This is a genomic window from Salinivirga sp. (genome assembly GCF_055145285.1).
This window is the reverse complement of sequence record NZ_JBSRDC010000047.1, coordinates 1-26685: the sequence shown is the minus strand read 5'-3', so window position 1 is coordinate 26685 and position 26685 is coordinate 1. Positions and strand designations below refer to the sequence as shown.

The window sequence follows — 26685 nt, the reverse complement described above, 5'->3', positions numbered from 1 at the left end:
AGCGTAGTCCCATAGAATAGAAAATTTGTAATTTTCGTCATTCTATGAGGATCCTCGCGAAGCGGGACTCCGTAAAGTCTCAAATCTTTGATTTGACTTACTTTGCGTGAGTCCGCGCATTGCTAGCGAAATTGAAAATTTCGGCAATGCGGGATTCGAGTCTCGTCCAGACCGCTTAGATGACACTAAAGCCACTGAGAAATCGGTGGCTTTTTTATGTATGTCGATTTGTGTCGTCCTGCGCTATTCAAATCAAAACCACTCCGATTGCTTTAAAGCAGTAACTTCTATTTCAATTTTCATTTCGTCGGTGGCCAGACCAGCCGAGATCATGGTGGCTGCAGGACGTATTTCTCCCAGGTATTTTCGAAGCATGGGCCAACATTTTTCAAATTCACTTTTATCGGGTAGAATGTAGGTAACCCGCACAATATCCCTTAAGTTAAATTCGGCCTGTTTCAGGGTCGATTCAATATTCCTGAGGCATTGTTCGGTTTGCTCAACGATATCGTCCGAAATGGTCATTGTTTCGTAGTTATAGCCGGTTGTTCCTGCCAGAAAGGCCCAGTTGCCATCAACAATGGCCCTGGAATACCCAACTTGTTTCTCAAATGTGCTGCCTGAACTGATTTGCTTACGATTCATGGTGTTGGTTTTTTTATTAAACGGTACTAACACCGATTTGATTGCTTAAGTTACTAAAAATCATACATCATACAAAAAACCAGCTCCTTACTCATTCTATTCAATGTAACTATTAACTCTGAGCATTAACAAAAGCCGCTTCCTCACGGAAACGGCTTTAGCCATATCTTATAAAACTTATTTTACGCTTCGTCCAACAAGATATTCAGCATGTCGACAGCAGCTCTGGGAACCGATGTTCCAGGTCCAAAAATGGCTGCCACACCTGCACTGTATAGGAAATCATAGTCCTGATGTGGAATCACACCACCGGCAATAACCATAATATCCTCGCGCCCATGCTTTTTCAGCTCTTCCATTACGGCCGGCACAAGTGTTTTATGTCCGGCTGCCAGTGATGAAATACCCAAAATATGCACGTCATTTTCAATGGCATCGCGCACAGCTTCTTCCGGTGTTTGGAAAAGCGGACCAATATCAACATCAAAGCCAATATCGGCATATCCGGTGGCTACAACTTTTGCACCACGATCGTGGCCATCCTGCCCCATTTTCGCAATCATAATACGAGGCTGACGGCCCTCCTGCTCTGCAAATTTACTACACAGCTCTTTGGCTTTGGCAAAGTCGCTGCTATTTTTAGATTCTGATGAATACACGCCTGAAATAGATCTAATTACTGCTTTATAACGTCCTACAACTTTCTCACATGCCTGGGATATCTCTCCAAGGGTGGCACGCTTCTTAGCGGCGTCAATGGAAAGTTCAAGCAAATTACCTTTTCCTGTTTCGACACATTTGGTGAGGGCATTCAATGCCTGCTCGACTTCCTCATTATTTCGCTCAGCACGCAATTTCTCCAATCGCTCAATCTGCGATTTTCTTACGGCTGTATTGTCCACTTCAAGTATTTCAATCGGGTCCTCTTTATCGAGCCGATACTTGTTGGTACCAACTACGGTTTCGCGGCCACTGTCGATGCGTGCCTGTTTACGTGCTGCAGCTTCTTCAATACGCATCTTGGGAACTCCGGTCTCAATAGCTTTGGACATTCCGCCCATGCCTTCAATTTCATTGATATGTTCCCATGCCCGGTTATACAAATCACGGGTGAGCGATTCCACGTAATAGGAACCTGCCCATGGGTCAACCGCACGGGTAATTTGGGTCTCATTTTGCAAATATAACTGCGTATTTCGGGCAATACGTGCACTAAAATCGGTTGGCAGGGCTATAGCCTCATCAAGTGCGTTGGTGTGCAGCGATTGCGTATGACCCAATGTAGCGCCCATGGCCTCTACGGCTGTACGTGCAATATTGTTAAACGGATCCTGCTCCTGCAGGCTGTATCCTGAAGTTTGCGAGTGTGTACGCAATGCCATAGATTTAGGATTCTTCGGGTCGAACTGTTTTACCAGCTGAGCCCAAATCATACGGGCAGCGCGCATTTTGGCAATTTCCATAAAATGGTTCATGCCAATGGCCCAGAAAAATGATAGCCGTGGTGCAAATTTATCGACTTCCATGCCGGCATTGATACCTGTTCGGATATAATCCAAACCATCTGCCAATGTATAAGCCATCTCAATATCAGCTGTAGCTCCTGCCTCCTGCATATGGTACCCGGAAATGGAAATTGAATTGAACTTAGGCATATTCTTCGAGGTAAACTCGAAAATATCAGCAATAATGCGCATACTGAATTCCGGTGGATAAATATAGGTATTACGCACCATAAACTCTTTCAGGATATCGTTCTGTATAGTTCCCGAAAGTTGCTCAAGGCTCGCGCCCTGCTCCATTCCGGCAACAATGTAAAATGCCATAATGGGCAAAACAGCTCCATTCATCGTCATTGAAACAGACATTTTATCTAATGGGATACCATCGAACAAAATTTTCATGTCGGCAATAGAATCCACTGCAACACCGGCTTTACCAACGTCACCCATTACGCGCTCATGGTCAGAGTCGTAGCCACGGTGCGTAGCCAGGTCAAAGGCAATTGAAAGTCCCTTTTGACCGGCTGCAAGATTGCGGCGATAAAAGGCATTGGATTCCTCAGCAGTAGAGAAACCGGCATACTGACGAATGGTCCATGGACGCATGGCATACATGGCCGAATAAGGCCCTCTGAGATATGGCGCCAGTCCGGCAGCATAATTAAGGTGCTCCATTCCGGCCAAATCATCTTTGCTATACACCCCTTTTACAGGAATTTTCTCCGGAGTGTCCCAATTGGGTTTAATATTATGTGCATCCTGCCAGGTCTTTCCTGTTGGCTTTTCTGACGTATTTTTTGTCAGGTCTATATCGTTAAATTTTGGTCTCATAATTTTCTGATTTCAGTGTTTAAATCCACGATTACAATAGTCCAAGCTGTTTTTGAAAGTGCTCAAGTGTTTCCAGCACATTTGATTTGATGTGAATAAAATGCTTCACACCAGCTTCTTTGAGATGCTCTATGCTGTCTTTTGGATATCCGGCTACTACAACAGCAGCTTTTCCATCAAGCAACTTAACAGCTTCGGGCGCAATGTTCGGATATTCATCATCTGAACTGCACAATACCACAATATCGGCTTCCTTATCTATGGCAGCTTTAACACCCTCTTCGACTGATTCGAAACCATGGTTATCGATGGTTTCAAAACCTCCCATGGCAAAAAAGTTCTGCGAAAATTGTGAGCGGGCAAGACGCATGGCCAAATTGCCATAGGTTAGCATAAATACTTTAGGGCGCTTATGGTTTTTAGCCCATGTATCTGTACGGTAACGCATGCGCTCGAACTCCTGCGGACCACGATAAATAACCAATCCCTGGGTTTCGGCATTATCGGCTGTGTAGTCTTTGGCTTCGAATAGTTCTGCCGGCATGTTTTCTTTGGTTTCGTCAAAGTTGGGAAACTCGTTAGTACCAAGGAATTTCTCTTTGCGCAATGCAATTTGCCCGGCCCGTTTTATTACAGTATCACTTAGGCGTTTCTGGAAATCTCCTATTCTGTATGAAGTTACAAAACCACCTTCGTTCTCAATTTTCACGAATACTTTCCAGGCTTCCTGAATTAATTTGTGGGTTAATGTTTCAATATAATATGAACCCCCTGCCGGATCAACTATCTTTTTAAAATACGATTCTTCTTTCAGTATAATTTGTTGGTTGCGCGCGATACGTTCAGATTGCACTGTTGCCTTTTCATAGAAATTAAAAGGGTCAACTGTCAATGATTCCACCCCACCCAATGTGGCCGACATGGCCTCTGTTGTAGTACGTAAAGTATTTACATAAGGATCATATACCGACATGCTCCAGGTACTGGTTTGTGCATGGATATGCATCTTGCAATTGGGTTTATCAATCCCGTACTTATTTGCAATTTGCGCCCACATATAACGCGCAGCCCTGAATTTGGCAATCTCCATAAAATAATTAGTGCCCACGCCAAAATGAAACTTCAGGTTGGCATTTACATCAGTAGCATTCAGTCCTGCATCGGTTAACCGAGCAAGATATTCGCTTCCCATGGCCAGCGCAATACCCAATTCCTCTACAATGGTTACCCCGGCATTTTTGAAATAATTACTGTGTACAGTAATTGGTTTTATCGCAGGGGCCTGATTGGTTTTTTCGATAAGTGATTTGGTCTCATCGAATAATTTTTGCTCATCATCGCAAAATCTCCCGTAAAGTGCAAAGTGGCCAACGGGATCAAAATTTATTGAAGCACGCAGCTCTTCAGGCTTTTTCTTGTTTTTGGTTGCATAATCAAGGAATAAACCAGCAATATTTAAGGCATCGTGAGGTACTATGAAATTAACTTCAATAGCCTCGAGGCAAATATCCTGAAGCAATATTTCAAAATCTTTTTGAGTAACCTTTTGCTCCTCGCCAAACTTAAAGCCCAGTGCTTCTACGCCTTTATTAAGCACCTTTAATGCTTCTGTATTGGCTTTTTTGACATCGGTTGCATCAATATCCTGGCGAATCAGCCAATCGTTATCCTGGATTTTATTTCCCCTGACAAAAGGAAATTCGCCGGGATTACAATCCAAATAGGCCAATTCTTTTAAATCTTCTTCTCTGTAAAACGGTTCTACATCGAACCCTTCCTGTGTGTGCCATACAAGTTTTTTATTGTAATCGGCACCCTTAAGGTCCGCAGCAATTTTTTCCATCCATTTTTCTTTCGAAATAGGAGGAAACTGTTCAGACAACTTTGTTGTTTCGTTGGCTTTTGACATAAGTGGCTGTTTTTAATTAGATTGCAAATGTATAGTGTTTTTGCCACATCTGGAATGCTTTTTATCATGTTTTTCGTCATAAATGCCAGAAATTTTTTTCGGCATTATGGGCATTTTGGGTAAATTCGCACCATACAATTTTAAACTTGTCATCATGAACCGTATTTTCTTTATCATTTTCGCTGTATCAATCTTCCTTAATATCAATCCGGTAGATGCCCAAATCAGGTCTGTAGAAAAAAAATGGAAAAATGGCAATATAGCCATGAAGGGTAACATGAAAAACGGATTTGAACATGGCCGCTGGCAATACTTTGACAAACGAGGAAAACTTATTCAGGTTACAGAATTTAAAAAAGGCTTTGTACACGGAGAGGTTATTTATTATTATGATAATGGTCAAATTGAGAACCGGGGAAATTTTACGAATGGTCTCCGAACAGGTGAATATAAGGCCTGGTATAATGACGGGACAAAAGAAATAACAGGCTATTATAAAAACAACCAGAAAGACAGTCTTTGGACGCAGTTTTACAAAGATGGTAGTAAAAAAATTGAAACCTATTACAAAGAAGGGGAACCTTACCTTGTAAGCTACTGGAATAAGCAAGGAGAACAAATAGTAGAAGGCGGTAATGGAAAATTCATCACCTACTACAATGAACAACAGCCGGCCGAGAAGGGTATGTACAAAGATAGCCTGCCACACGGCAGTTGGACAACCTGGTACAGCAATGGCAACAAAAAAAGTGAAGGACAGTATAAACTGGGCGAACAGGTAGGCGAATGGATGCAATGGTTTCGCACAGGAGAGAAAATGAGTCGTCATAACTACCAATCGGGTAAGAATGTAGAATGGTATAAAAATGGCCAGAAACGCATGATTGGAATACTTGAAGATGGTCAGAGAGAGGGAAAGTGGACCTTTTGGACACCCGATGGACAATTGCTGCGCATGGCCGAATTTAAAAATGACAAATACCATGGAGAGCTAAGGGAATACAATAAAAATGGGGACCTGCAGCGTAAAATGCAGTTTAAAAACGGAAGACCCGATGGCGATGCAGAATGGTATTTTGAAGATGGCTCCTTAGATATGGAAGGCCACTTTAAGGACTCCTTGCAGCATGGCAAATGGACTTTTTACCGAACCGATGGCCAGAAAGGGAATGAAGGCTATTATAAAAAAGGCCATATGGATGGACAGTGGACATGGTGGTACAGCAACGGCGCTGTCTGGAAAACCGGATTTTATGATATGGGGGTTAAAGACAGCTTATGGCAATACTATTACGAAGATGGAAGCATCTTTAAAAAGGGTATATTCTCAGATGGAACTGAAAACGGTGTATGGAAAACATGGTACCAAAACGGACAGCTGAAGCATAAAGGCACATTTCTGAATGGACAAATGAATGGATTATGGGAAGGTTGGTACGAAAACGGGCAAAAATCATACGCTGTAAACTACAGTAACAATATTAATGAGGGGAAAGCCATGTACTGGTATGAAAATGGGAATAAGAAACTATTAAAAACATTCAAAGACAGCACTTTGAACGGACCATTTAAAAGCTGGCAGGAAAACGGAAAACTAACTGTATCGGGCACCTACCTTGATGGTAAAAAAGAAGGCGAATGGCTATATTATGATCTACGAAACCCGAAATTAATCATAAGGGAAGAAAACTACAAAAATGGCCGCCCCGATGGACAATGGACTACCCGCTATAAGTATGGTACTGTGGAGAGTATAAAAAACTTCAAAGACGGAAAAAAACACGGGACCATAAAATACATGAAACCAGATGGTGAGGTTATTTATGAAGCTGTTTTTAAGGATAACAAACTTGTGAAAACCAAGGTCAATAAAACGACCCAAAAAAAATAATAACCACCTATATTTCCACCTAATTAAAAAAGCATTATAACTAATACAGATATAGCCACTACAACAGGGTTAAGTAAAGAGCAATCCTGCTTAGTGGCTATTGTTTATGCTAAGCCTCTGCACTATATTTTACACATTCCTTAGTCAAGACTCGCTATTTCTAACAACAAAAAATGCGAGAAAAAAATTGACATTTGTCATTTTTTTCTCTACCTTGAGCATTGTAATTATCAAAACCTTATGGTTTTTGTGAATCAGGGTAACAGCTATTTATACTAAATGAACAGCAAATTTTAACTCACTAACTAAATTTAATTACGATGAAAAACAGACTTTTATCATTACTAATGGTATTCTGTGTACTTTCATTTTCTGCGAGTGCGCAGCAATACGGAAAAATTGTGAACCATTTCGATAAAAAAGAAATGGTGAAAGGGGAAAAACAGGATTTGAACAAGAATTTCTTTGTCCCGTTTAAATCCAATAAAACCATCAAGTCAAAAGTAGACTATTTATCAGAAACTTTTGACACTGTAATTCCGGATACCTGGACCATTAACAATACGGGAGCAGGAACTCTTCCCGGCTGGTTCTGGACCGAGACAGATGGCCACTTCCCATTTACGGGATTTGCCATTATCGACAGCGATGCTAATGGCTCAGGTAATCTTACAGCCGGTGAATTAATAACACCAGTATTTGATTGTTCTGGGGCAGCTGGCATGAAACTCGAATTTGATGCGCGTTATAACGACATCACTGCTGGCGGTGGAGATTATTTTGCTGTTGAAGTATTTGACGGTACCGACTGGCAAAATATACTAACATGGGATGAAGATCATGGATCAGCAACTGAAGCCGAAAGGGTGTCTATTGACATTAGCGCATATATGAATGCAGCTTGTCAGGTTAAATTTATATTCGATGATGCTGATTCGTGGGCATGGTACGTTGGAATTGACAATGTATTGATATTTGAACCGGATCCCACTAACCTTAAAGCTTTAGATCTGGCCGGTAACCCATTTGCTACAGAGGGGGAAGAAACCTCATTTGACATCATCTTTGAAAACATTGGAACCCAGGCTGTAGCCGGCGCTGATTATACCGTTAATTTGGTTGACACGGCTGATAATTCAGTACTCGGATCTGTTAGCGGAGTAGATATTGACCCTGCTACAATTGATACAGTTTCAATAGCTTATACACCCCCAATTCCGGACACTATTGGAATTAAAGGGGTGATCGATTACACCGATGACGCGGATCCATCAGATAACGAAACCGAAATAATGGAATTACTTATTCAGCCAAGTGGTGTATGGACTGCTCAGGTTGGAACAGACGAAACATTTCCACCAGCCAGAATTCCATTTGATTTCTACTATAAAAACAGCGCTTCACAAACCATTTACACGCCAGAACAGTTGGGAATAAGCGGAGGTATACTTGAAACAATCGCTTATGAAAATAATTTCGCAACCGACCTTGCAGAAGGAAGACCAGTAAAAATATGGATTGGCGAAACCGACCAAACCACTATGGATGGTGGATGGATCGACCCTGCATCATTGGTTCTTGTTTATGATGACACAGTGAGTTTCCCGGCAGGAAGGAACATTATTCCTATTCCACTGTCAACCCCGTACATCTATGGTGGCGGAAATTTGGTGATTTACACATACAGGGTTTATGAAGACGAATATCACTCTTCAAGCGATGAGTTTTATGGAACTGAAATTCCTGGATCCAATTGTACCATGGAATACAACTCCGACACTGAATTTTCAGATGATCTTTCCGGAGTTGATGGCGATGTAATAAGTTGGGTACCTAATACAACATTATTCTTTTCTACAGCCGGACTGGGTGGCCTTACAGGAACCGTTACAAGTTCAGGTACTCCGATCGAAGGTGTCAATGTTCAGATTGTAGGATCATACTCTTCCACTGTTACAGATGCGGCAGGTGAATATATTTTCCCGTATCTGATACCCGACACATACGATGTGGAATTCAGTAAGTTTGGTTATGAAACCACCACCCTTACAGGTGTTACAGTTATAGAAGAAGACACTATTGTAGCTGATGCAACCATTGATCCCATTCCTACTTATTCAGTAAGTGGAACCATTACCTCAAGTGATCTGGGTACCGGTATCGAAGGTGCTGCTGTAACATTAGATGGATATGACACTTATCTGGACTCTACCGATGCAAGTGGCGTATTTACTATAAATGATGTTTATGGCGGAACCCGGGATTATCTGATGACTGTTTCATATCCTGGTTATACAACTTATCAGGATACCATTACCGTTGTAGACGGGGACCTCACTGGCGTTGATGTTGTGCTGGAAGAAATTCCTTATCCTGCAACAAATGTAAATGCCGTGATAAACCCATCTGATGAGGCAGTTGTTACATGGATGGAACCCGGTTCATTAATCCCAGTTGAATTCCGCTATGACAATGGCATACAAACCGGACAGCTGGGGAATGCTTCAGGAACCGACAATACAGTGCTTGGATCTGTGCACAGAGTTAATGCGCAACTTCACGAAGTTAGCTGGTTTACAACCGCTGAGGGCGGACCACACAATACAGTAAATGTATTTATATTTGATCTGGATGGAAGCGGACAACCAACAAGCAATGTGTTGTACTCTGCCATGGCAGTGCCCAATACAGATATGGACTGGACCGTGCATACACTGGCAGATCCGGTTGATGCGCCTAATGGTTTTATGATTGCTATCAGCTATGCAGGATTTGCTGGATTGGGAACAACTGACCCTGATGTAGATTATCCATACACAGACAATACACATTACTATAGCACAGACTATACAACAGGAACTTTCAATACTATTGAAAGCCTTGGAGATCCATCATTGGAAAAACCATTTATGATTAGAGCCTATGGTTATGATATGGGTAAAACCAGTGCCTCTCCTGCAATAGCAAATAATAACAGTGGTGAAATAACCCATGATCTTAAGATGATTACCAATGAGCCGGTAGTAACAGAAGATCCTGTATTTAGTGCTTTATCTAACAACAAGGAACTTATTGACTACACCGTGTACAGGTTGGAAGAAGGTCAGGATATGGTTGACTGGATAGAAGTAGGAACAAATGTTATTGACACTTCATTTACGGATACAGACTGGGCAACTCAAACATATGGCCTATATCAGTATGCGGTAGTAGCAAACTACACAAACAGTGTTTTGTCAGATCCGACACTCTCTAATGTACTGGCGAAAGATATGACAGTTGATTACACTGTAAATATCACCACAAATGCATCAGAAGACGCTACAGGTTCAGTTGTTAATTTAACCAATCAGGATGGCGATCCGGAACATGTTTACACACTCACAGCCGATGCTACAGGTGTTGTATTCGATTCAGTATGGAGAGGTGTTTATGATGTGATGATAGAAAAACCAGGTTTCGATACATACACAGCTGATTCAATTGTTATTGAAGACCCAGGCTTATCAATGAATGTTGAATTAATTGAAACCATCGTTGAACCATTCGGGTTAATGGTTGAACAGGACAGCGCTAATGTAAACTTTTCATGGAACGGTAGTTTTAGTGGCTCTATTTTGGTCGTTGACCATGATGCCAGTAATGCTGTAGATTTCACTGATGACTGGGCGTATGTACAACCAGTATTAGATGCAAATGAATTAGATTACACCTATTATGAAGCCGATGCAACCACCTTTAATGGCCCAGATCTTGCTACAATGGAGCAATTTGATGCCATAATTTGGTTTACAGGTGAAGGTTGGCAAAATGGCCAAACCCTTACAAGTACAGATGAAACCAATCTGGCAAGTTACCTTGATGGTGGAGGCAAATTGTTCTTATCATCACAAGATTACATATGGGATGCTTACTCGCAGGCTGATACTTACACATTCAGCGCTGGCCAGTTCCCGTATGACTACCTTGGTGTGGTTTCTGTAGCACAAGATGTATGGTGGCAAGATGGTGGAGAATCACTTGTTCATGAAGGTGCAACAGGTTCGCTTGCTGAAGGATTTACATTTACATGTGATGATATTTATACCACTGCTGCAAAAGAAGGTCTGACAACTGATCAAATTACAGACCACAATGCTATGGACATGCTCACAATTACAACAGCTCCTGAAGGATTAGTTGCAATTCAAAATAGCAATACTGTTTTCTGGTCTGGCTCATTTGCTTCAGTAACTGATGAACAAATCAGGGGTGACCTACTAATGGAAATTCTGGATTATCTGGCTACTTCCAAGAAATCAGATAATGACAAAGCATTTCAAAGTTACAGTGTATACCTCAACGATATGACAACACCTGTTGCCACAGGCATAACAGATAGCACTTATCAGTTCACTGACCTAACACTGGGCACGCATACTGCCGGTGTTAAAAGTGTATATGAATCTGGCGAAAGTAATGTTGTGAGTATTGATTTTGATGTACAGGGAGAAGTTACTTTTATTGTTGAAGATGAAGGTGGAAATGCCCTTGAAGGTGCCATGGTAACTATGGAAGGAAATGACTACATGACAAATGTCGATGGTCATGCATCTATGATGATGCCCGCAGGAGAGCATTCTTACACAATCACAATGGCCGGATATAATGATGTGAGCGGTACTATTATGGTAGATGCGCTATCGATTACAGAGACCATTACAATGGTTGAAGCCGAATATACAGTAACTTTCGAGGCCATGTATGACGGTGCTACTCCGCTTGAGGGTGTAGAAATAAACATCAACGACCAATACATACTCACAACAGATGTAAATGGTCAGGCTGTTATTGATCTTACCAACGGTACCTATAGTTATGTTGCAACATTGGCAGATTACTATAACTACGAAGGCTCATTTGATGTAGCCGGAGCACCTATGGCAATTACAATGAACATGACACCGGTTGGATTGAATGATGCTCAAAACCAAGCATTACGGGTATATCCAAATCCATCTCAGGGTGTTATTAACGTAAGTAGTGACGGTCAATACACAATCACTGTTCTAAATAGTGTTGGCCAGGTTGTTTATAGCAATCAGTTCACTGATAACACAGAAATAGATCTTGGAAATAGCGCCCAGGGTGTTTATTTCATAAGATTATCTTCTGATAATAAAGTTGTCACCAAATCAATTATTATTGAATAATTACCATATGCCACAAAAAAAACCGCCGAAATCCGGCGGTTTTTTTTATGCACAATTTTTCACATATCAACCTGTTTGTACTTTACCTGTATCATAATTATACTCTGACCCGCGAGCCGAGTGAGGAATACTGTAAACGGCCAACAAGACTATTGCGGCCACAATAACGGCCCACTTCCGCGGTTTTTTAAAGTTTAGCAGCACAGCTCCAACCCATGCCAACACTGTAATAAGCAACTTATTATCAGTTAAATCCTGTCCAACGGGCCAACCTGTCCAGGCATCGCCAAAAGCATAATACTGAACAATGGGCCCAAGAATAAGTCCCCCAACAATCAGCAACCCAAGGGTAATATAGGCTATTAGTCTGAAGTTCCCTATTTTAAATATGGCCATTAATGCTGCAGCGGTACTGAATAGCATGGCCAAAAACATTGCTATGACGTGCGGCACCAAAATATATTTGGGAACATCACCTTTGAACCGTACCACTGCAGTATTCTGTTTGTTTTGATATAAAACCTTATTTTCCTCATTTTTGAGCACTGCATAGTATTCTAATTTGGCCGCAGCTGGCTGCACGGGTAGCTGAACCTGCCAGCCTTCAGATGATAATTGCATCTTTAATGTGTCAAATTGAAAATTACCTGGGTGTTTCCGAAAAACTATTTCGGCCTTGTCAAAATGATCACTCTTTGGGATTTCTACTGTGCAGCCATCGCCAATTGAGGCACTCCTTGTTAGTTTGAAATCAAATTTTTTGCCAGCCAACTCAGTATTAACCTTCAATGGATATGTGGGACCGGTTGCACGCTGGTAAATGGCTGCTGATAATGTTATAGCCAGGGCAGCCACCCATATTATTACTTTTTTCATTTTTAACGAATTTTTATAGTCAATTAGAACTGAACAGCAAGTTCGATAATTTCATTATCACGCCGCACCTTAATTTTAACCTTCTGCCCTTTCTTCAGCTCACCAAGTTGGTGCATGTAATCGTAAATATTTTTTATCTGGGTTTCATCAATTTCAATAATTGCATCGCCTTTTTTCAGACCTGCTTTATCAGCTGGCCCACCGGCACTTACACCATCAACGCCCATACCGTTTTTGGTTGTTCCTGCAATATCGGGCATAATGCCCATTTTAACCTTCATGGTTTGCCCATAGCGCCCCTTCTGCTTAATTTTTGCTTTGGAAAAATTTAGATCGAAATCCGGATTCGCAAGGGAGTCAAGAAGTTTTACCGATAAACCAGCTACCCACTCCATTCCCTGAAAGTTAATTTTATCCACATCATCATCCGGGGTATGATAATCGTCGTGCAAACCCGAATTAAAGAAAAGCACCGGAATATTTTCAGCATAAAATGAAGCCTGGTCAGATCCACTATAACCGCCTCCACCAAGTTCCAACTTCAGGGGTTCACGATGCCATTGTTTTAACAGGGCTTCGAATTCCCGGGCAGTTTTGACACCACTGATACTCAGAGCAGAATCTTCCACACGTCCAACCATATCATAGTTAACCATAGCTTTAATTTTTTCTTTCGGAAAAGGCAGGTTAGCGACAAAATATTTGGAACCGATGATTCCCATTTCTTCGGCACTGAATAGCACAAATGCCATGTTACTTTTCGGAGGATGGTCTTTGTAATATTCCGCAAGCATCATTACCATGGCCACACCAGAGGCATTATCGTCTGCACCATTATGCACAGCATGCTCATCCGGGGCACGGGAACCGGAGCCGTGTCCGCCATACCCAAGATGATCGTAGTGTGCTCCCACCACAATCCACTCATTGGATTCAGAGCCTTCTATATAAGCAGCAACATTGGCTGTTTTTGTGGCTATGCGGTCAAAGTCCACTTCCACAATAGCCTCCAATGGATTCAATTGTTTGTTTATTTTAGCAACATCTTTTTTGCGTAATTGTCGAAGGCTGAGACCTGCCTGTTCAATAACTTTTTGCAGGTATTCACGTGAAAGTTGTAATACCGGCAAATCAACTGAAACAACAGACCGGTTAAAGTTAAAAGGGTAATACTCACTTTCTGCTGTTAAATCGTTTCTGGCAGCTACTAAAATTCCAACAGCACCTTTTTTGCGTGCAGCAATAACGTCAGAAATCAGAGCCCTTAGGGGTGGCGTCTTATTAGGCTCATTGTCAACATACATCAACACCCATTTATTCTGGATATTGACCTCAGTATTTTGTAGAGATGTCCCCACATAAACTACTTCTCCTTTTACGGATGTTTCTGCACTAAAAACAAAGGGTTTGAAATCAGTATTTAATTTAGCCTCTTTGTTTCCAAGTTCCAATGTGGTTTCACGGGTTATTTCAATATCTGTTTCTATTTCAAACTCCTGCTGATACCCAAATGAGAATTTGCCCATCCACTGTTTATAGAAAAATTCGTCAAGGTAATCTATAGCCATCTCACTTCCTTTTGTACCCGGGGATCGGCCTTCAAGCTTATCGTCGGCCAAATATCTGAGTACCTTTTCACCGGTTTCAATATTTTGAGCTATTAGCGAAAATTGAGCTAATAATAAAAGCGTTAGCGTAAAAATAAAATATCGCATAATTAAAAATTTAAGTTCTGTCAATCAGAAATTTAGTATATGTTCGGGGATATCCCGGAAATCACGAATAATATAAACATCGTAATCACCTAACCGTTTAAACCCTGATTTTTCATACAAATGAACAGCGCCTTTGTTGGCCGGATTAACCTCGAGCTTGAGCTGGAGCCCCTGTTCTCTGGCCCATTGAATACAATGCTTCAGCAATTTAAAGCCCAAACCTTTATTTTGGTATTCAGCATCAATACCCATGTGGTGTAGATATAACCTGCGGTAGTCGCTTGTGATCCATGCAGTGCCTATAAGTTTTTCTGCCAGCCGCATAATAAAAAAGGCCCCTCCGTGGTTGAGGGTCCGTTCAATAACCTGGGCATCATCGCCACGCTCAGCGCCACCCAGGCCCAGTTGTTTCCATAATTCGTTTATCTCTGAATAATCGCCTTGCTGATAGTGTACAACATCCGTTTTTAGCATTAATCCTCCATATCTTCAGGTTCTACATAAAGCTGAGAAGATGATGTTCTTACGACCACAATTCTTGTACCGACTTCAATAAAACCTGTTTCTGCACGAGCATCATAATGTTCTTCATCAATCTCTACGGTACCCGATGGTCGCAGCATAGTAGCAGCAACACCTTTTCTTCCGGTCATGTTGCGAAAACTCGATTCCACATTTGAAAACCCATCCTCTGTTTCTTGCACATTATTTAAGGCTAACCCGGGCAAAAATGAATTGTCGAATAATTTTTTACTTCCCCAAATACCGCCAACAAAAGCCAGGAAAGATGATATAACTACAACGGCCAATGATTGCATTACGGTATCTACATAATTCGGGTTCATTTGAAATTCAAGATTATCAATCATGGCCAGTGTAAGTCCGGTTATCACCATAGCAATACCACTGATACCGGCAACGCCAAACCCCGGAATTACAAATATCTCAACCATAATCAGCACGATTCCACCTATAAAAATCAGCACTTCCCAGTTTTCTGCAATACCCTCTAAGTAAAGCGGAGCAAAGTAAAGTAAAGTGGCAAGGGCAGCAGCTGCCAATGGAAAGCCGATGCCGGGAGATTGTAATTCAAAATAGAGCCCCCCAATAATTATCATAATGAGGATGCCGTGCACAAATGGATTGATCAAAAAATTGATGATCTTATCAGTTGTTGAGAGCCGCTGTTTTACAATCGTATATTTATTGATATTACCTTTATCGAGCGCCTCTGCAATATTTTCAGCTTCAGCCTCGGCAAAACCATACTTAATAGCCTCGCTTGTAGTAAATGAAATTACTTTGCCACTGTCGATTACCCCTTCTACTTTGAGCCTGGGGTCGACCATTGCTTCTGCAATAGCCGGATCGCGATGCCACTTAATAATGGTGTCTCCTTCCGGGGTTATTGTAGTGTCTTTGCCATGCGACTCTGCAGTGGAGCGCATCATGCTTCTCATAAATGACTGATACTTATCGGGCATTGCTTTCCCGGACTGATTGACCACTGTAGCAGCACCCATATTAGCGCCGGGCCGCATATAAACACTATCGCAGGCAATAGATATTAAAGCACCTGCAGAAGCAGCATTATTATCAATAAAAACCCAAACGGGAATTTCAGAATTTAAAATTTTTGTCCGGATTGAGTCTGCAGCAGTAACCAAACCGCCATAGGTATTCATATGAATCAGAACAAGATCAGCATCATGTTTTTGCGCCTCATTAAATGCATTTTGAGTATTGCGCCAGGCTTCGGGACCTATTTCCTGGTTAATGTCGTACACATAAACCAGTGTAGTATCCTGCCCATAAGATATACCGACAAGCGTCAGTAGAACCGAAAAAATAAACAGCTTAATTTGCCTCATAACTTTATGTCTTAAAAACAACCCGAAAGATACAAAAATAACCAACAAAACAGATAAGCCTATCAGCTGCTGGTATTGTTTTTCAGATAATTCAAAAACAGACTCATGGCTTTGTGTTTATCAGCATCAAAATTATAGTCGATACGGTTGGTGAGGTATGTGTCAAGATCTATCTCCTGAGGTACTAAATGCTGATATTCTCTCGCTATTTGTTTTATTCGTTTGATTCCCTCATCCAGCGCACGGTTAAATAATATGATCTTATCCTGTGGTAATGGCTTGCTACTCACCCAAACAGCAAAGACGAAAGGTAAACCTGTGTGCTGTAACCAAACTTCAGAGAGATCATAGCTGTAGGGAAATTGGTTATCGAGTGCAAATGTGCGGTCTCCAATGACGACGCCTCCTTGTTTACCTGCGATATCTCTTTGTTCAAACCCTTCTCTTCCACACACAAATTCTGGCTGAATATGCCAATATTCACTTGCGAGTAACTGAACCAGTTTTACCGATGTTCCACTTTGATAATCGAGCACAATAGACTCCATCTCTTCTACCGGCACATTCCCATAAAGTTTAACAGTATCAACTTTACCCTTTGCCCCTATGCAGTAGTCTCCTATAATGTGATATTCAGCCATTTGCGATAACACTCCTACCGGAATAAGACCGATATCAGCCTCATCATTGATAACTTTTTTTGCACAGGTTGCCGGGTTGTCGTAGGTTATATGAGCCTTTTGCTGAAAAATGGGACTTGTTTCAATTCCTATACGAAAAGGTAAAGTATTGGTGTATGATACAATAGATATTTTTAGTTTTTTTTGCACTGCAGAATATTCATGGTTTATAAATGAGGTTGGCAGAGAAATCAATAATTGATTTACTTAACCGGGACTGTTAATACGTGCTCGCCATCAAGCCAGGCTGTTAATGTATCACCAACCTTCACGGGGCCCACGCCTTCGGGCGTGCCGGTAAATATCAGATCTCCGATCTTCAGTGTAACAAATTGCGATACATACGCTATCAGCTGATCTACAGGGAAAATCATGTCGGATGTATTCCCTTTTTGTACCACCTCATCATTTTTCTTCAGCATAAAATCCAGATCGTTGACTGATTTGTAATCAGCTTTATCGAAAAATGGGCTTATGGGAGCAGAATGGTCGAATGCTTTGGCCTTTTCCCATGGCAACCCTTTTTCCTTAGCATTGGCCTGCACATCACGTGCTGTAAAATCTATTCCAAGTGCTATTTCATTATAATAGCGGTGGGCAAATTCTTTGGGAATATGTTTTCCCACCCGATTAATTTTTATCACTATTTCGAGTTCGTAGTGAAGATTTTTAGTAAACTCAGGATAATAAAAAGGTTGGTTTTTGGTTAGAAGTGCTGTTTCCGGTTTCATGAAAAATACGGGTTCTGCTGGCACTTCGCTTTTCATCTCCTTTGCATGCTTGATATAATTTCTTCCTATGGCGATAATCTTCATAATATGAAATTTACTGCATCATTTTTCTGAGTTTAATAGCTGTCAGTACACGCTTGGTATACGAGGGAAAATCACTGTTCAATATCCATGAATAATAACCGGGGTCTTTTTGAAAAACCTCCTCAACCGGCACATTCTTATATTTCCCGAAATTAAACACTTCCACTCCGTTGTTATTATAAATAACCCTTCCTGCAAAGTCAACGTTGCGGTTTTGCGATGAAAACTTAGCCAACTGATCTATATCATTCACAACGGGCTGTGAAATATGCCCTGTTTTATCTTTGAATTCAACATCGCGATACCGATCGAGCTGCGCTTTAAGCACTTCATAAGTTGCTCGTGTATCTGCCTCTGCGGTATGGGCTTCGGTAAGGTCTTTCTCACAATAAAACTTATATGCTGCCTCGAGTGTTCGCTGTTCCATTTTATGAAAAATGGTTTGGACATCTATATGGCGCATTTTTTTTAGGTCAACATCAATATCGGCCCGTGCCAACTCTTCGGCCAACATTGGGATATCAAATTTATTTGAGTTAAACCCGGCTAAATCGCAACCTTCAATAAAAGCCGCCACTTTTCGGGCCACATCTTTGAAAAAGGGTTTATCTGCCACATCCTCATCTTTTATTCCATGTATCTCAGTAGTTTGAGGTGGGATGGGCACACCGGGGTTTACGCGCTGTGTCCAGCTTTCTTCGCTTTGATCCGGGTGAATCTTAATGAAAGAAAACTCAATAATGCGATCGTTTACAATGTCGATACCAGTTGTTTCGAGGTCGAAAAAAACAATTGGTTTCTGTAGATTTAATTCCATACTATTCTGCTTCTAACTGTATTTTAAGGTCATATACTTTTTGTTCCAACAAATCGGGTACAAAGATATCACGTTTTGCCGGTTTATAACCATTAAAATCGGCCTGAAGTTGATAACGTCCGGGCGGTAATGCCAGTAAAAACTGTTGTTTGGTGTTATTGTATTGGTACTTACCAAACAACTCTCCACTCTCCTTATTAATTACTTTAATTTCGGGCATCTCCTTCACCGGAATATCCACAATAGAATCGTTGGCGTTTACAAATATTCCTCTATGCAGAAAAATATTGGCATCAGTTTGATTAAATACCACTCGATATATGTCCATACCTCCCACACCGGTTTTACGCACATCAGAAACATAGGCGTAACGGTAGTTCCGCGACATGGCAATGGTAAGATTATCGTATGTATTGTTTACCGGATAGCCAAAATTGCGTGGGGTCGACCACTTTGAAGCATCAGGGTTCAGCTTTGTTTTGAACACGTCAAATCCGCCCATACTATTGGGCCCGTTTGAACTAAAAAACATGATTTTTCCATCTGCCATTATGTGGGGATAATCTTCATCGTAAGGTGTATTCACCGGTTCCCCAAGATTAACGGGCTTACCCCAATTACCATTTGGTAGTCGCATAGCCATCCAGAGGTCAAGGCCTCCCATGCCGCCTTCGCGGTCAGATGCAAAAATAAGCGTATCGCCTGTAAAACTTAATGTTGCGCCACTTTCCACAGCGGCGGTATTAACGGGCTCTCCCGGATCTTCGGGTCTGCTTATTCTGTCTCCATTTTTTTCGGCCATAAAGATATCATCAAAAGCCTCATATCGCCTTACCTTAATAAAAAGGTATTTATCATTGGCAGCTAACCCGGAAACAAACTCATCTTCTTGTGAATTAACCACACCAACGGTTTTAGGCCTGTCCCATTTCCCATTTTCATTTTCTGATATAAAAATGTTGTTGATATGGATTTTGTAGCGGCTATCGTATTTTTCATCGGAAGTATAAACCAGTGTAGATTCATCGGGAGGAATATAGGGTTGGAACTCATTATTTTCCGTATTGATATCTTTGTTAAGCAAATGAAAAGTCACATCAATAGGTTTGGCAATAAGCTCTTTGGCATTTTCACATTGCTTAATACTTACTTCTGCCATTTTAATAAACTCATCATCTTTCCCAACTTTTAAGTATTTTTTATAATTGGCCATGGCTTTATCGAACTGGTGATTGAAATGATAAGCTTTGGCAAGATCGAACCAGGCGTACGCATCAAATTTGTCCTGTTTTACGACCCATTCAAGATGGGGAATTGCAGGTTTTCGGTTTATATTAAGACTGAGCATACATATAGCCATATTGTGCCTGAGTTCTACATTTGCTGAATCTTTTTTGAGCGCCTTTTTATAACTTTCAAGCGCCATTTTAAAGTTACCCTCATCAAAAAATGCATCAGCTTCCCTTAATGGGTCCTGTGCATATGAACCTAAAGCCAAAATTAGGGCTATAAATATTATTGCTAAATGTCTCATAAATCTCAATTAAGATGAGCAAATTGACCATTAGGGCCGTATGTAATAGGTCTCAGGTAAGATCTGATCTTCACCTGTATCGAGGATTTTCATGTCCTCGGTATATTTATAATCAGATCCGTCGATGTATATTTCCAGTGTATATTCCCCGGGTGGTATGGTAGCAAAGAAAGTTCCACCTTCTTGCGCTTCGTACCTGGAATATACATTTCCAAATTTGTCGTATAGGGTTATAAAAACTTTGTTGTATTCATCGGAATAAGGTTCAGCGGTACCTTCGGTTCCTACCATTAATGAACCTTGGATAATTGTTGGTGGTGCATCTGCATCGATTGCTACACGGTAGATATCCATTTTACCCAAACCTTCTTTACGGTTAGCAGCCATGTATCCAACTTCTCCATCAACTTCGAATGATATACCCATTTCATCATAAGGTGTGTTAATGGGCACACCCAGAGTCCTTACACCAGCCCATTTGTCTTCCTCTGCGTTGTAGGTGGCCTGAAAAAGATCATAACCACCAATACTTGCATGCCCTTGTGTTGAAAAATAGAGTGTTTGTTCATCTTGCGAAAGTGACGGGAAATTTTCATCGAATTCTGTATTAATCACTGCACCAAGGTTTTCGGGCTCTCCCCATTTGTCGTTTTCATCTTTTTTAATCTTATAAATATCAAAACCACCAAAACCTCCGGGCCTGTTGCTCGCAAAATAAATTACATTTCCCTCTTTATTAAGAGTTGCACCATGCTCAAAATCGCGTGTATTAATTTTGTCAGTAGGGAATCCCTTCCCGGCCCGCTCAATGCCGCGTCTTTTAATATTGCCAAATGAGATGTCATGAGTAGAATAATCACCATTGGAATATATGGCAAAATTATCCCAGTCGGGCGATACCCCAACAATTTCTTCATGTTCATAACTATTTTCTTCCCAAAACTCAGCCTGTTCCCAGTTATCTTTCTTTCGTTCGGTAATGTAAATATCTGAAATATAAACCTCAAGTTCATCTATATAGCGGTAGTCAGAGCTAAAAATTAAGCGCTCTCCCTCATCAATAACAAACGGTCTGTAATCATTCATTGTAGAGTTCACGGTGGAATCTAACCTTTCAAAATCTACTTTTACAGGCACCGTAATAAACTGAAGGGCATTGTCGGCCATCATGATTTTGCGGTCGGCCTGGGCGAGAAGTTCATCATTTAATCCACTGATTTTGTATTCATAAAATGCCTCAACAGCTTCTGTAAAGCGATAAGCATACATATACGACTCTCCAAGGTAATAATATGCATCTGTTGGAAAGTTATTGTGGCTCACCACATATTCCAAATGAGGAATACCGCCTGTTTTATTGTCGTTGGTTTTGGTATAACAGACACCAAGCCGGAAATTAATATTGATATCCTCTTTGTTGTTTTCATACAATTTGAGGTAATTCTCTAATGCAAATTCATAATCGCCACTTTCAAAGCTATTCTCCGCATATTTGCGTATCAGTTCCATTTCAGGATCTTGTGCTGACAAAGTGTTGACAAAGAGAAAGAAAGCTACTGAAAAGTAATATATTAGTCGCTTGTGCATTTGTTCCCGGTTTAATTTTAAGCAAATTTATAAGTTTCCTGCCACAATATAAAAAAAAGCACGTGGTTTTACCTGTTCTTTTGACAGATAGATAACAGTTTATGATGTAATAAAGTTTTTTTGTGGGTTTTATTAACCATTCGCTGACGCACAACGCACAAATATATTTCAAAACTTCAAAAAAATATCCGGACAGTAATTTGAAAAAATACAAAATAAACAATAAACCTTCTGCATTACAATGTGTTTGTAAAAATAAAAGATGATGAAGTATTTTATACACATATCAATATTTATGCTTTTGGGCCTGAGCCTCGATGCTCAGGGCGTTTGGAAGTACTCTGACTTCAAAGAAAAATTTGTAAAACAAAACGACACCGTTTACGTGATTAACTTTTGGGCCACCTGGTGTGGACCATGTGTAAAAGAGTTGCCGGAGTTTGAGAAAAGTATAAAATCTCACCGAGGCCAACCGGTACAGTATTACTTCCTTAGCCTCGATTTTGGGGAAAATGCCCTGGAAAAAGCCAACAACTACCTTGACAATAGGTCATTTAGTTTCAATAGTTACTTGACAACCGACGAAAATGCCAATGAATGGATCCCGCTGGTTGATGAAAGTTGGACAGGTGCCATTCCGGCTACTGTAATATATCGTGGCAATAACAAAACTTTTCACGAAGGAAAAATCTCAGCAAAGCAATTGAATACATATATCGATAAAATGTTAAATTAAATCTAATAATTATGCGGACACTATTTTTTGCCATCAGTTTACTCATATCTACAGCTGTAATGGCTGACGGATACGAAATTGGCGACAAGGTCGACAATTTTAAACTCAAAAACATTGACGGAAAGATGGTCTCACTAGACGAGATGGATGATGTAAAAGGGGTCATCGTGATATTCACTTGTAACCATTGCCCTTATTCCGTTGCCAATGAGGACCGGATTATTGCGCTTGATGAAAAATACAAAAAGAAAGGATATCCGGTAATAGCCATCAATCCGAATGACCCAAAAATTCAGCCCGAAGATTCTTTTGACAAGATGAAAGTACGAGCTGAAGAGAAAGGTTTTACATTTCCCTACCTGTTTGATGAGGAGCAAACGGTGTACAAGAAATTTGGTGCCACTAAAACGCCACACGTTTTTGTACTGAATAAAAAAGGAAATGATTTTGTGTTGGAATACATCGGTGCCATTGACGACAGCCCGGGAAAAGCCGATAAAGTCAATGATAAATATGTAGAAAAGGCTGTAGATGCCTTACTGGCAGGTAATGAACCGCCAATGCGTGAAACCAAGGCTATAGGATGTTCCATTAAAGATTGAAAATAAGAAACGGGAAGTACCCAAAACAAGAGCCGCCGCAGAGACGGTGGATAGTGTAATATCATACCAAATCGATTTTTAATCAGGCGTAATAACCATAGCGTTTGTTGCGCCTGTTTTTATTACCCCCCCCCCTGCTAATTTTAAACTAAAAAAATGGTTTGCAGGCATTTGGTCCATATAAGGGGGCGGGGACAGCTTGGAATTTTGGTTTTTCGTCTGTGCGCTGCCTTTTTTTTCTAAGGGGAGTCCAGACGCACAATTCGTATTAAAATTAAAGTTATAAAACGGATTAAATAACCACCACCCTCCCCCGACTTTTCCATAAGAGGAATCTTCACCCGGTTTAAAATAGCGACAGGCAATTAAACCTTTCAGCCTAGAATGTGATATTCAACTCGATGATAATTAACAAAATACCTAAGGCGGTAAGTCCAAAATTCAACATGATGACAAAATTTTGTCTATGCAATTTCCGATAACGCATTTTAATACGCTTAGGAATGATTAGCACCTCTAATATGGGCAAAGCCAGCAAAAATGCATACCCATAAAATGTGGACATTTGGTATAATTCTTCCATTGCACCGCGAATTAAGCCAAAGAAGATGTAATCGAGCACCGCTGCAACAAATAAAAAAATAATGCCAACAAACATGCTTGCGGCAAACAATTGTTTGTTGGGGAACCTGACCAAACACAGGTAAACGGCCACAACCCATAGTAAGGGAGCCACGGTGAGCATTAATGTAATTCCCAAAGACTGACTGATACTCCAGGGAAACCATAGTAATAAATTGGAACCCCAGTAAAAGGCAAACGCTGTAAGAAAACAATACGAAATCCACTTTAAAAATTTATTCATAAATATCATTAATTATTTTTGAAGGGGCAGCTGAACAGTAAATCGTACACCATCATCCAAATTTTCAGCAGTTATTTTGCCATTATGCTCTTTTACAATCATGTATGAGATGGATAAACCCAGGCCGGTGGCTTCATCGGGGTTTTTAGTAGTGAAAAACGGGTCAAAAATCTTGCTCATATTTTCTTCCGATATACTTGAACCGGAGTTAAAAATGACAATAACAGCATTATTGTTCACCTGTTTTGTTTGTATCACAATTTTTTTATTCTCATCGTCCAACTTATTTAATTCAAAGAAGGCATTGTTTAACAAATTGATGAGCACCTGGTGAATTTTTTCAGGATAAATGGGTATATGCCGGCTCAACTCATATTTTTTGTCAATCTTAATACTATCCGAAATATCTTTATGGATAAACAAAAGGGTATTATCAATAATTGAATGTACGTCTGTTTCTTTTACATCGGAAGTGGCTCTTCTGGAGAATGAGGCCAAAGCCTTTACCACATCAGTGATGCGCGACAAGCCGGAAGTTATCATATTCAATGCTGATGCGTATTGTTCCTTCGTTTTTTGCGGCTCATTTTGTTGCAAATCGGCATCTATTTTTTCCAGCATAAAAACACCTCCTGAGATAAAGTTCAGCGGGTTATTTATTTCATGAGCCACTCCGGAAGTAAGTGAACCAATAGAAGCCATTTTTTCAGACTGAACCAGTTGTTGCTGCCTGATTTTCAATTCTTTTATTGTTTCGTCAAGGTGCTTGGTACGTTCATTTACCAGGGTTTCAAGGCTTTCAGAATATTGCCTCAAAGATTGCCTGAAGCGCTCCTGCAACAAATAGAGTCCTACAATAATGGAGGTGCTAAGCATCTCAAATCTTAATGAGAAAAGGGTGCTTTCATATAGGTCAACAAATGCAGACTCTAAATTAAACCCAACAAGATATCCGGTAAGATTCAAAAGTGGGATAATTAAAACCAGGTAGTAGGCGAAAGTATAGAAAAACCCAAAAAGCGATAAAACAATGGCTCCCGGGCCTTGCCTTTTTACATATTTAAAAATCAGCGTTGTAACTAAAAGTGCTATGGAATGAAACAATGCTGTTGATAAAAAAGAAGCCTCCGGGGGCGTATTCAGGGATCCAAAAACAGCCAACCCAATAGCAAATACCGGATTTATTAAATGAAATGCCCCGATTATCATGGGTATTTCCCTCAAATCTGAAAAAGCGCCTTCTACACCGGGCACATAAAACTTTACAGACCCAAAAAGCAAAGACAAACCACCAAAAAACAGCATAATAAAGATGTCCCTCCTTAAGGGTGTAGACATTAAATATTTAAAGGAAGGCCATTGCATAAATTACAGTGTTTTTAAAAAAATTTAAATTACAAAAAGTATTTCGCTTTACAAATAACAATAAGTTTTCATTAACACTTAGCATTCAGGTATTTTAGTTGTAGAAACAGTTTTATTAGGGTAAATATCTTTATTTGAGAAACATACAAAAGTAAAACCGGCATAAACTGCGATGTAAGGTGACCTAAAAAAATTTACCAAGCTATGGTTTGTTGTCTAAGATACCAGTTGACGTTAAAAAATGCTTACAGAATTCTGCTATGCGTACATTTTTCACCTTGCTAAAAAAGAAAATATCTTCAACTTACCCGTCATTTCATACTTGATATGACAGTAGAAATACAAAAATGGATTATATATAAAACGCCATGAAGTTTGCAATGATAATCTATCTTTGCGGCTGATATGATAAAAAGAGGTGCAGCCAATAATATTTTTCTGCTCTACGTAATTAAGTTTGCGAAGTGGTTCATGTTGTTCATGCCCATCATCGTAATATTTTTTCAGGACAACGGACTGGAAATGCGGCATATCTTTCTTTTAAAAGCCATTAACGCGGTAACGGTTGTGGTGCTTGAAATACCCTCAGGGTACATGGCCGATGTGCTTGGGCGGCGCAAAACCCTCATTCTGGGTACGATACTCAATTTTGGCGGCTTCGTGGCTTATTCGCTTGCTCACGGCTTTGGCGGTTTTGTGATTGCCGAACTCATGATTGGTATCAGCATGAGTTTCATTTCCGGAGCCGATTCGGCCATGCTTTTCGATAGTCTGAAAAGCACTAAACGCACCGGAGATTATGCAAAACTGGAGGGCCGCATTACGGCATTGGGCAATTTTTCAGAAGCTGCAGCAGGTATCGTGGGTGGTTTTCTGGCCGGGATCAGTCTTCGCCTCCCGTTTGAAATACAAGCTATTATAGCTTTCATTGGCATCCCTGCAGCACTATTGCTATGGGAACCAAAACTCAGCGCACATGTTCAAAAAGCATCCATGCGGACTATTTACAAAACCATGCACTATGCACTTGTCGAGCATCGCCTGCTGAGGGCCTACATCCTGTTTTCATCTTTTGCCGGCATGACATCCCTCACACTGGCCTGGTTTATACAACCCTGGTTTAAATCCATTGACCTGCCTTTGGAGTGGTTTGGTATTTTGTGGACAGCACTGAACCTGTCTGTGGCCATAACGGCCATATTCGCCTATAAGGCTGAAAAATATATTCCTGCCCGCATCATGCTACCGGTTA

The 26685-nt window shown here is 40.7% G+C and carries 19 protein-coding genes; 5 read left to right on the top strand and 14 right to left on the bottom strand.

Translation table 11 applies throughout. From position 1 onward, the window contains the following. Nucleotides 1-252: 252 nt before the first annotated feature. The 3 genes from ACTB0Y_RS09200 to ACTB0Y_RS09190 form a co-directional block, all read right to left on the bottom strand. The gene (locus ACTB0Y_RS09200) at nt 253-645 is read right to left on the bottom strand and encodes a RidA family protein (RefSeq protein WP_463206526.1); all 393 of its coding nucleotides are present in this window, start codon (nt 643-645) and stop codon (nt 253-255) included. A 182-nt stretch (nt 646-827) separates the two neighbouring features. After that, on the bottom strand, nt 828-2978 hold the full coding sequence (gene scpA, locus ACTB0Y_RS09195; RefSeq protein ID WP_463206525.1) for a methylmalonyl-CoA mutase: 2151 nt from the start codon (nt 2976-2978) through the stop codon (nt 828-830). 31 nt (nt 2979-3009) lie between these two features. Beyond that, on the bottom strand, nt 3010-4887 hold the full coding sequence (locus tag ACTB0Y_RS09190; RefSeq protein ID WP_463206523.1) for a methylmalonyl-CoA mutase family protein: 1878 nt from the start codon (nt 4885-4887) through the stop codon (nt 3010-3012). A 154-nt stretch (nt 4888-5041) separates the two neighbouring features. On the opposite strand from ACTB0Y_RS09190, the gene ACTB0Y_RS09185 reads away from it, so the two are divergent. Beyond that, nucleotides 5042-6778: a toxin-antitoxin system YwqK family antitoxin gene (locus ACTB0Y_RS09185; RefSeq protein ID WP_463206522.1), complete on the top strand. Its 1737-nt coding sequence runs from the start codon at nt 5042-5044 to the stop codon at nt 6776-6778. A 320-nt stretch (nt 6779-7098) separates the two neighbouring features. After that, nucleotides 7099-11970: a carboxypeptidase regulatory-like domain-containing protein gene (locus ACTB0Y_RS09180; RefSeq protein WP_463206521.1), complete on the top strand. Its 4872-nt coding sequence runs from the start codon at nt 7099-7101 to the stop codon at nt 11968-11970. A gap of 66 nt (nt 11971-12036) precedes the next feature. Here the strand turns inward: ACTB0Y_RS09180 and ACTB0Y_RS09175 are convergent, their stop codons facing one another. From ACTB0Y_RS09175 to ACTB0Y_RS09135, 9 genes are all read right to left on the bottom strand, one after another. After that, complete coding sequence (locus tag ACTB0Y_RS09175) at nt 12037-12846, bottom strand: hypothetical protein (RefSeq protein WP_463206520.1); 810 nt, start codon at nt 12844-12846, stop codon at nt 12037-12039. 23 nt (nt 12847-12869) lie between these two features. Then, nucleotides 12870-14561, bottom strand: coding sequence for a M20/M25/M40 family metallo-hydrolase (locus ACTB0Y_RS09170; RefSeq protein ID WP_463206519.1), 1692 nt, complete (start codon nt 14559-14561; stop codon nt 12870-12872). Nucleotides 14562-14585: 24 nt separating this feature from the next. Further along, the gene (locus ACTB0Y_RS09165) at nt 14586-15035 is read right to left on the bottom strand and encodes a GNAT family N-acetyltransferase (RefSeq protein ID WP_463206517.1); all 450 of its coding nucleotides are present in this window, start codon (nt 15033-15035) and stop codon (nt 14586-14588) included. Further along, nucleotides 15035-16432, bottom strand: coding sequence for an NfeD family protein (locus ACTB0Y_RS09160; RefSeq protein ID WP_463206516.1), 1398 nt, complete (start codon nt 16430-16432; stop codon nt 15035-15037). The genes ACTB0Y_RS09165 and ACTB0Y_RS09160 overlap by 1 nt, the downstream gene beginning before the upstream one ends. 62 nt (nt 16433-16494) lie before the next feature. Further along, nucleotides 16495-17262, bottom strand: coding sequence for a menaquinone biosynthetic enzyme MqnA/MqnD family protein (locus tag ACTB0Y_RS09155; RefSeq protein WP_463206515.1), 768 nt, complete (start codon nt 17260-17262; stop codon nt 16495-16497). 53 nt (nt 17263-17315) lie between these two features. Further along, a complete protein-coding gene (locus ACTB0Y_RS09150) occupies nt 17316-17927 on the bottom strand; it encodes a fumarylacetoacetate hydrolase family protein (protein ID WP_463206514.1) in 612 nt (203 codons plus the stop codon). Between the two features lie 10 nt (nt 17928-17937). Beyond that, nucleotides 17938-18744, bottom strand: coding sequence for an exonuclease domain-containing protein (locus ACTB0Y_RS09145; protein WP_463206513.1), 807 nt, complete (start codon nt 18742-18744; stop codon nt 17938-17940). Between the two features lies 1 nt (nt 18745). Beyond that, entirely contained in the window at nt 18746-20278 is a 1533-nt protein-coding gene (locus tag ACTB0Y_RS09140) for a tetratricopeptide repeat protein (RefSeq protein WP_463206512.1), read from the bottom strand. 30 nt (nt 20279-20308) lie between these two features. After that, on the bottom strand, nt 20309-21865 hold the full coding sequence (locus tag ACTB0Y_RS09135) for a hypothetical protein (protein ID WP_463206511.1): 1557 nt from the start codon (nt 21863-21865) through the stop codon (nt 20309-20311). 265 nt (nt 21866-22130) lie between these two features. On the opposite strand from ACTB0Y_RS09135, the gene ACTB0Y_RS09130 reads away from it, so the two are divergent. Then, nucleotides 22131-22601, top strand: coding sequence for a TlpA family protein disulfide reductase (locus ACTB0Y_RS09130; RefSeq protein ID WP_463206510.1), 471 nt, complete (start codon nt 22131-22133; stop codon nt 22599-22601). An 11-nt stretch (nt 22602-22612) separates the two neighbouring features. Next, a complete protein-coding gene (locus tag ACTB0Y_RS09125; RefSeq protein ID WP_463206509.1) occupies nt 22613-23203 on the top strand; it encodes a thioredoxin family protein in 591 nt (196 codons plus the stop codon). Nucleotides 23204-23582: 379 nt separating this feature from the next. Here the strand turns inward: ACTB0Y_RS09125 and ACTB0Y_RS09120 are convergent, their stop codons facing one another. Then, nucleotides 23583-24068, bottom strand: coding sequence for a hypothetical protein (locus ACTB0Y_RS09120; RefSeq protein ID WP_463206508.1), 486 nt, complete (start codon nt 24066-24068; stop codon nt 23583-23585). 12 nt (nt 24069-24080) lie between these two features. Then, entirely contained in the window at nt 24081-25406 is a 1326-nt protein-coding gene (locus tag ACTB0Y_RS09115; protein WP_463206507.1) for a sensor histidine kinase, read from the bottom strand. 432 nt (nt 25407-25838) lie between these two features. On the opposite strand from ACTB0Y_RS09115, the gene ACTB0Y_RS09110 reads away from it, so the two are divergent. After that, nucleotides 25839-26685: MFS transporter (locus tag ACTB0Y_RS09110; protein ID WP_463206506.1), on the top strand; the 847-nt coding region annotated here is incomplete at its 3' end.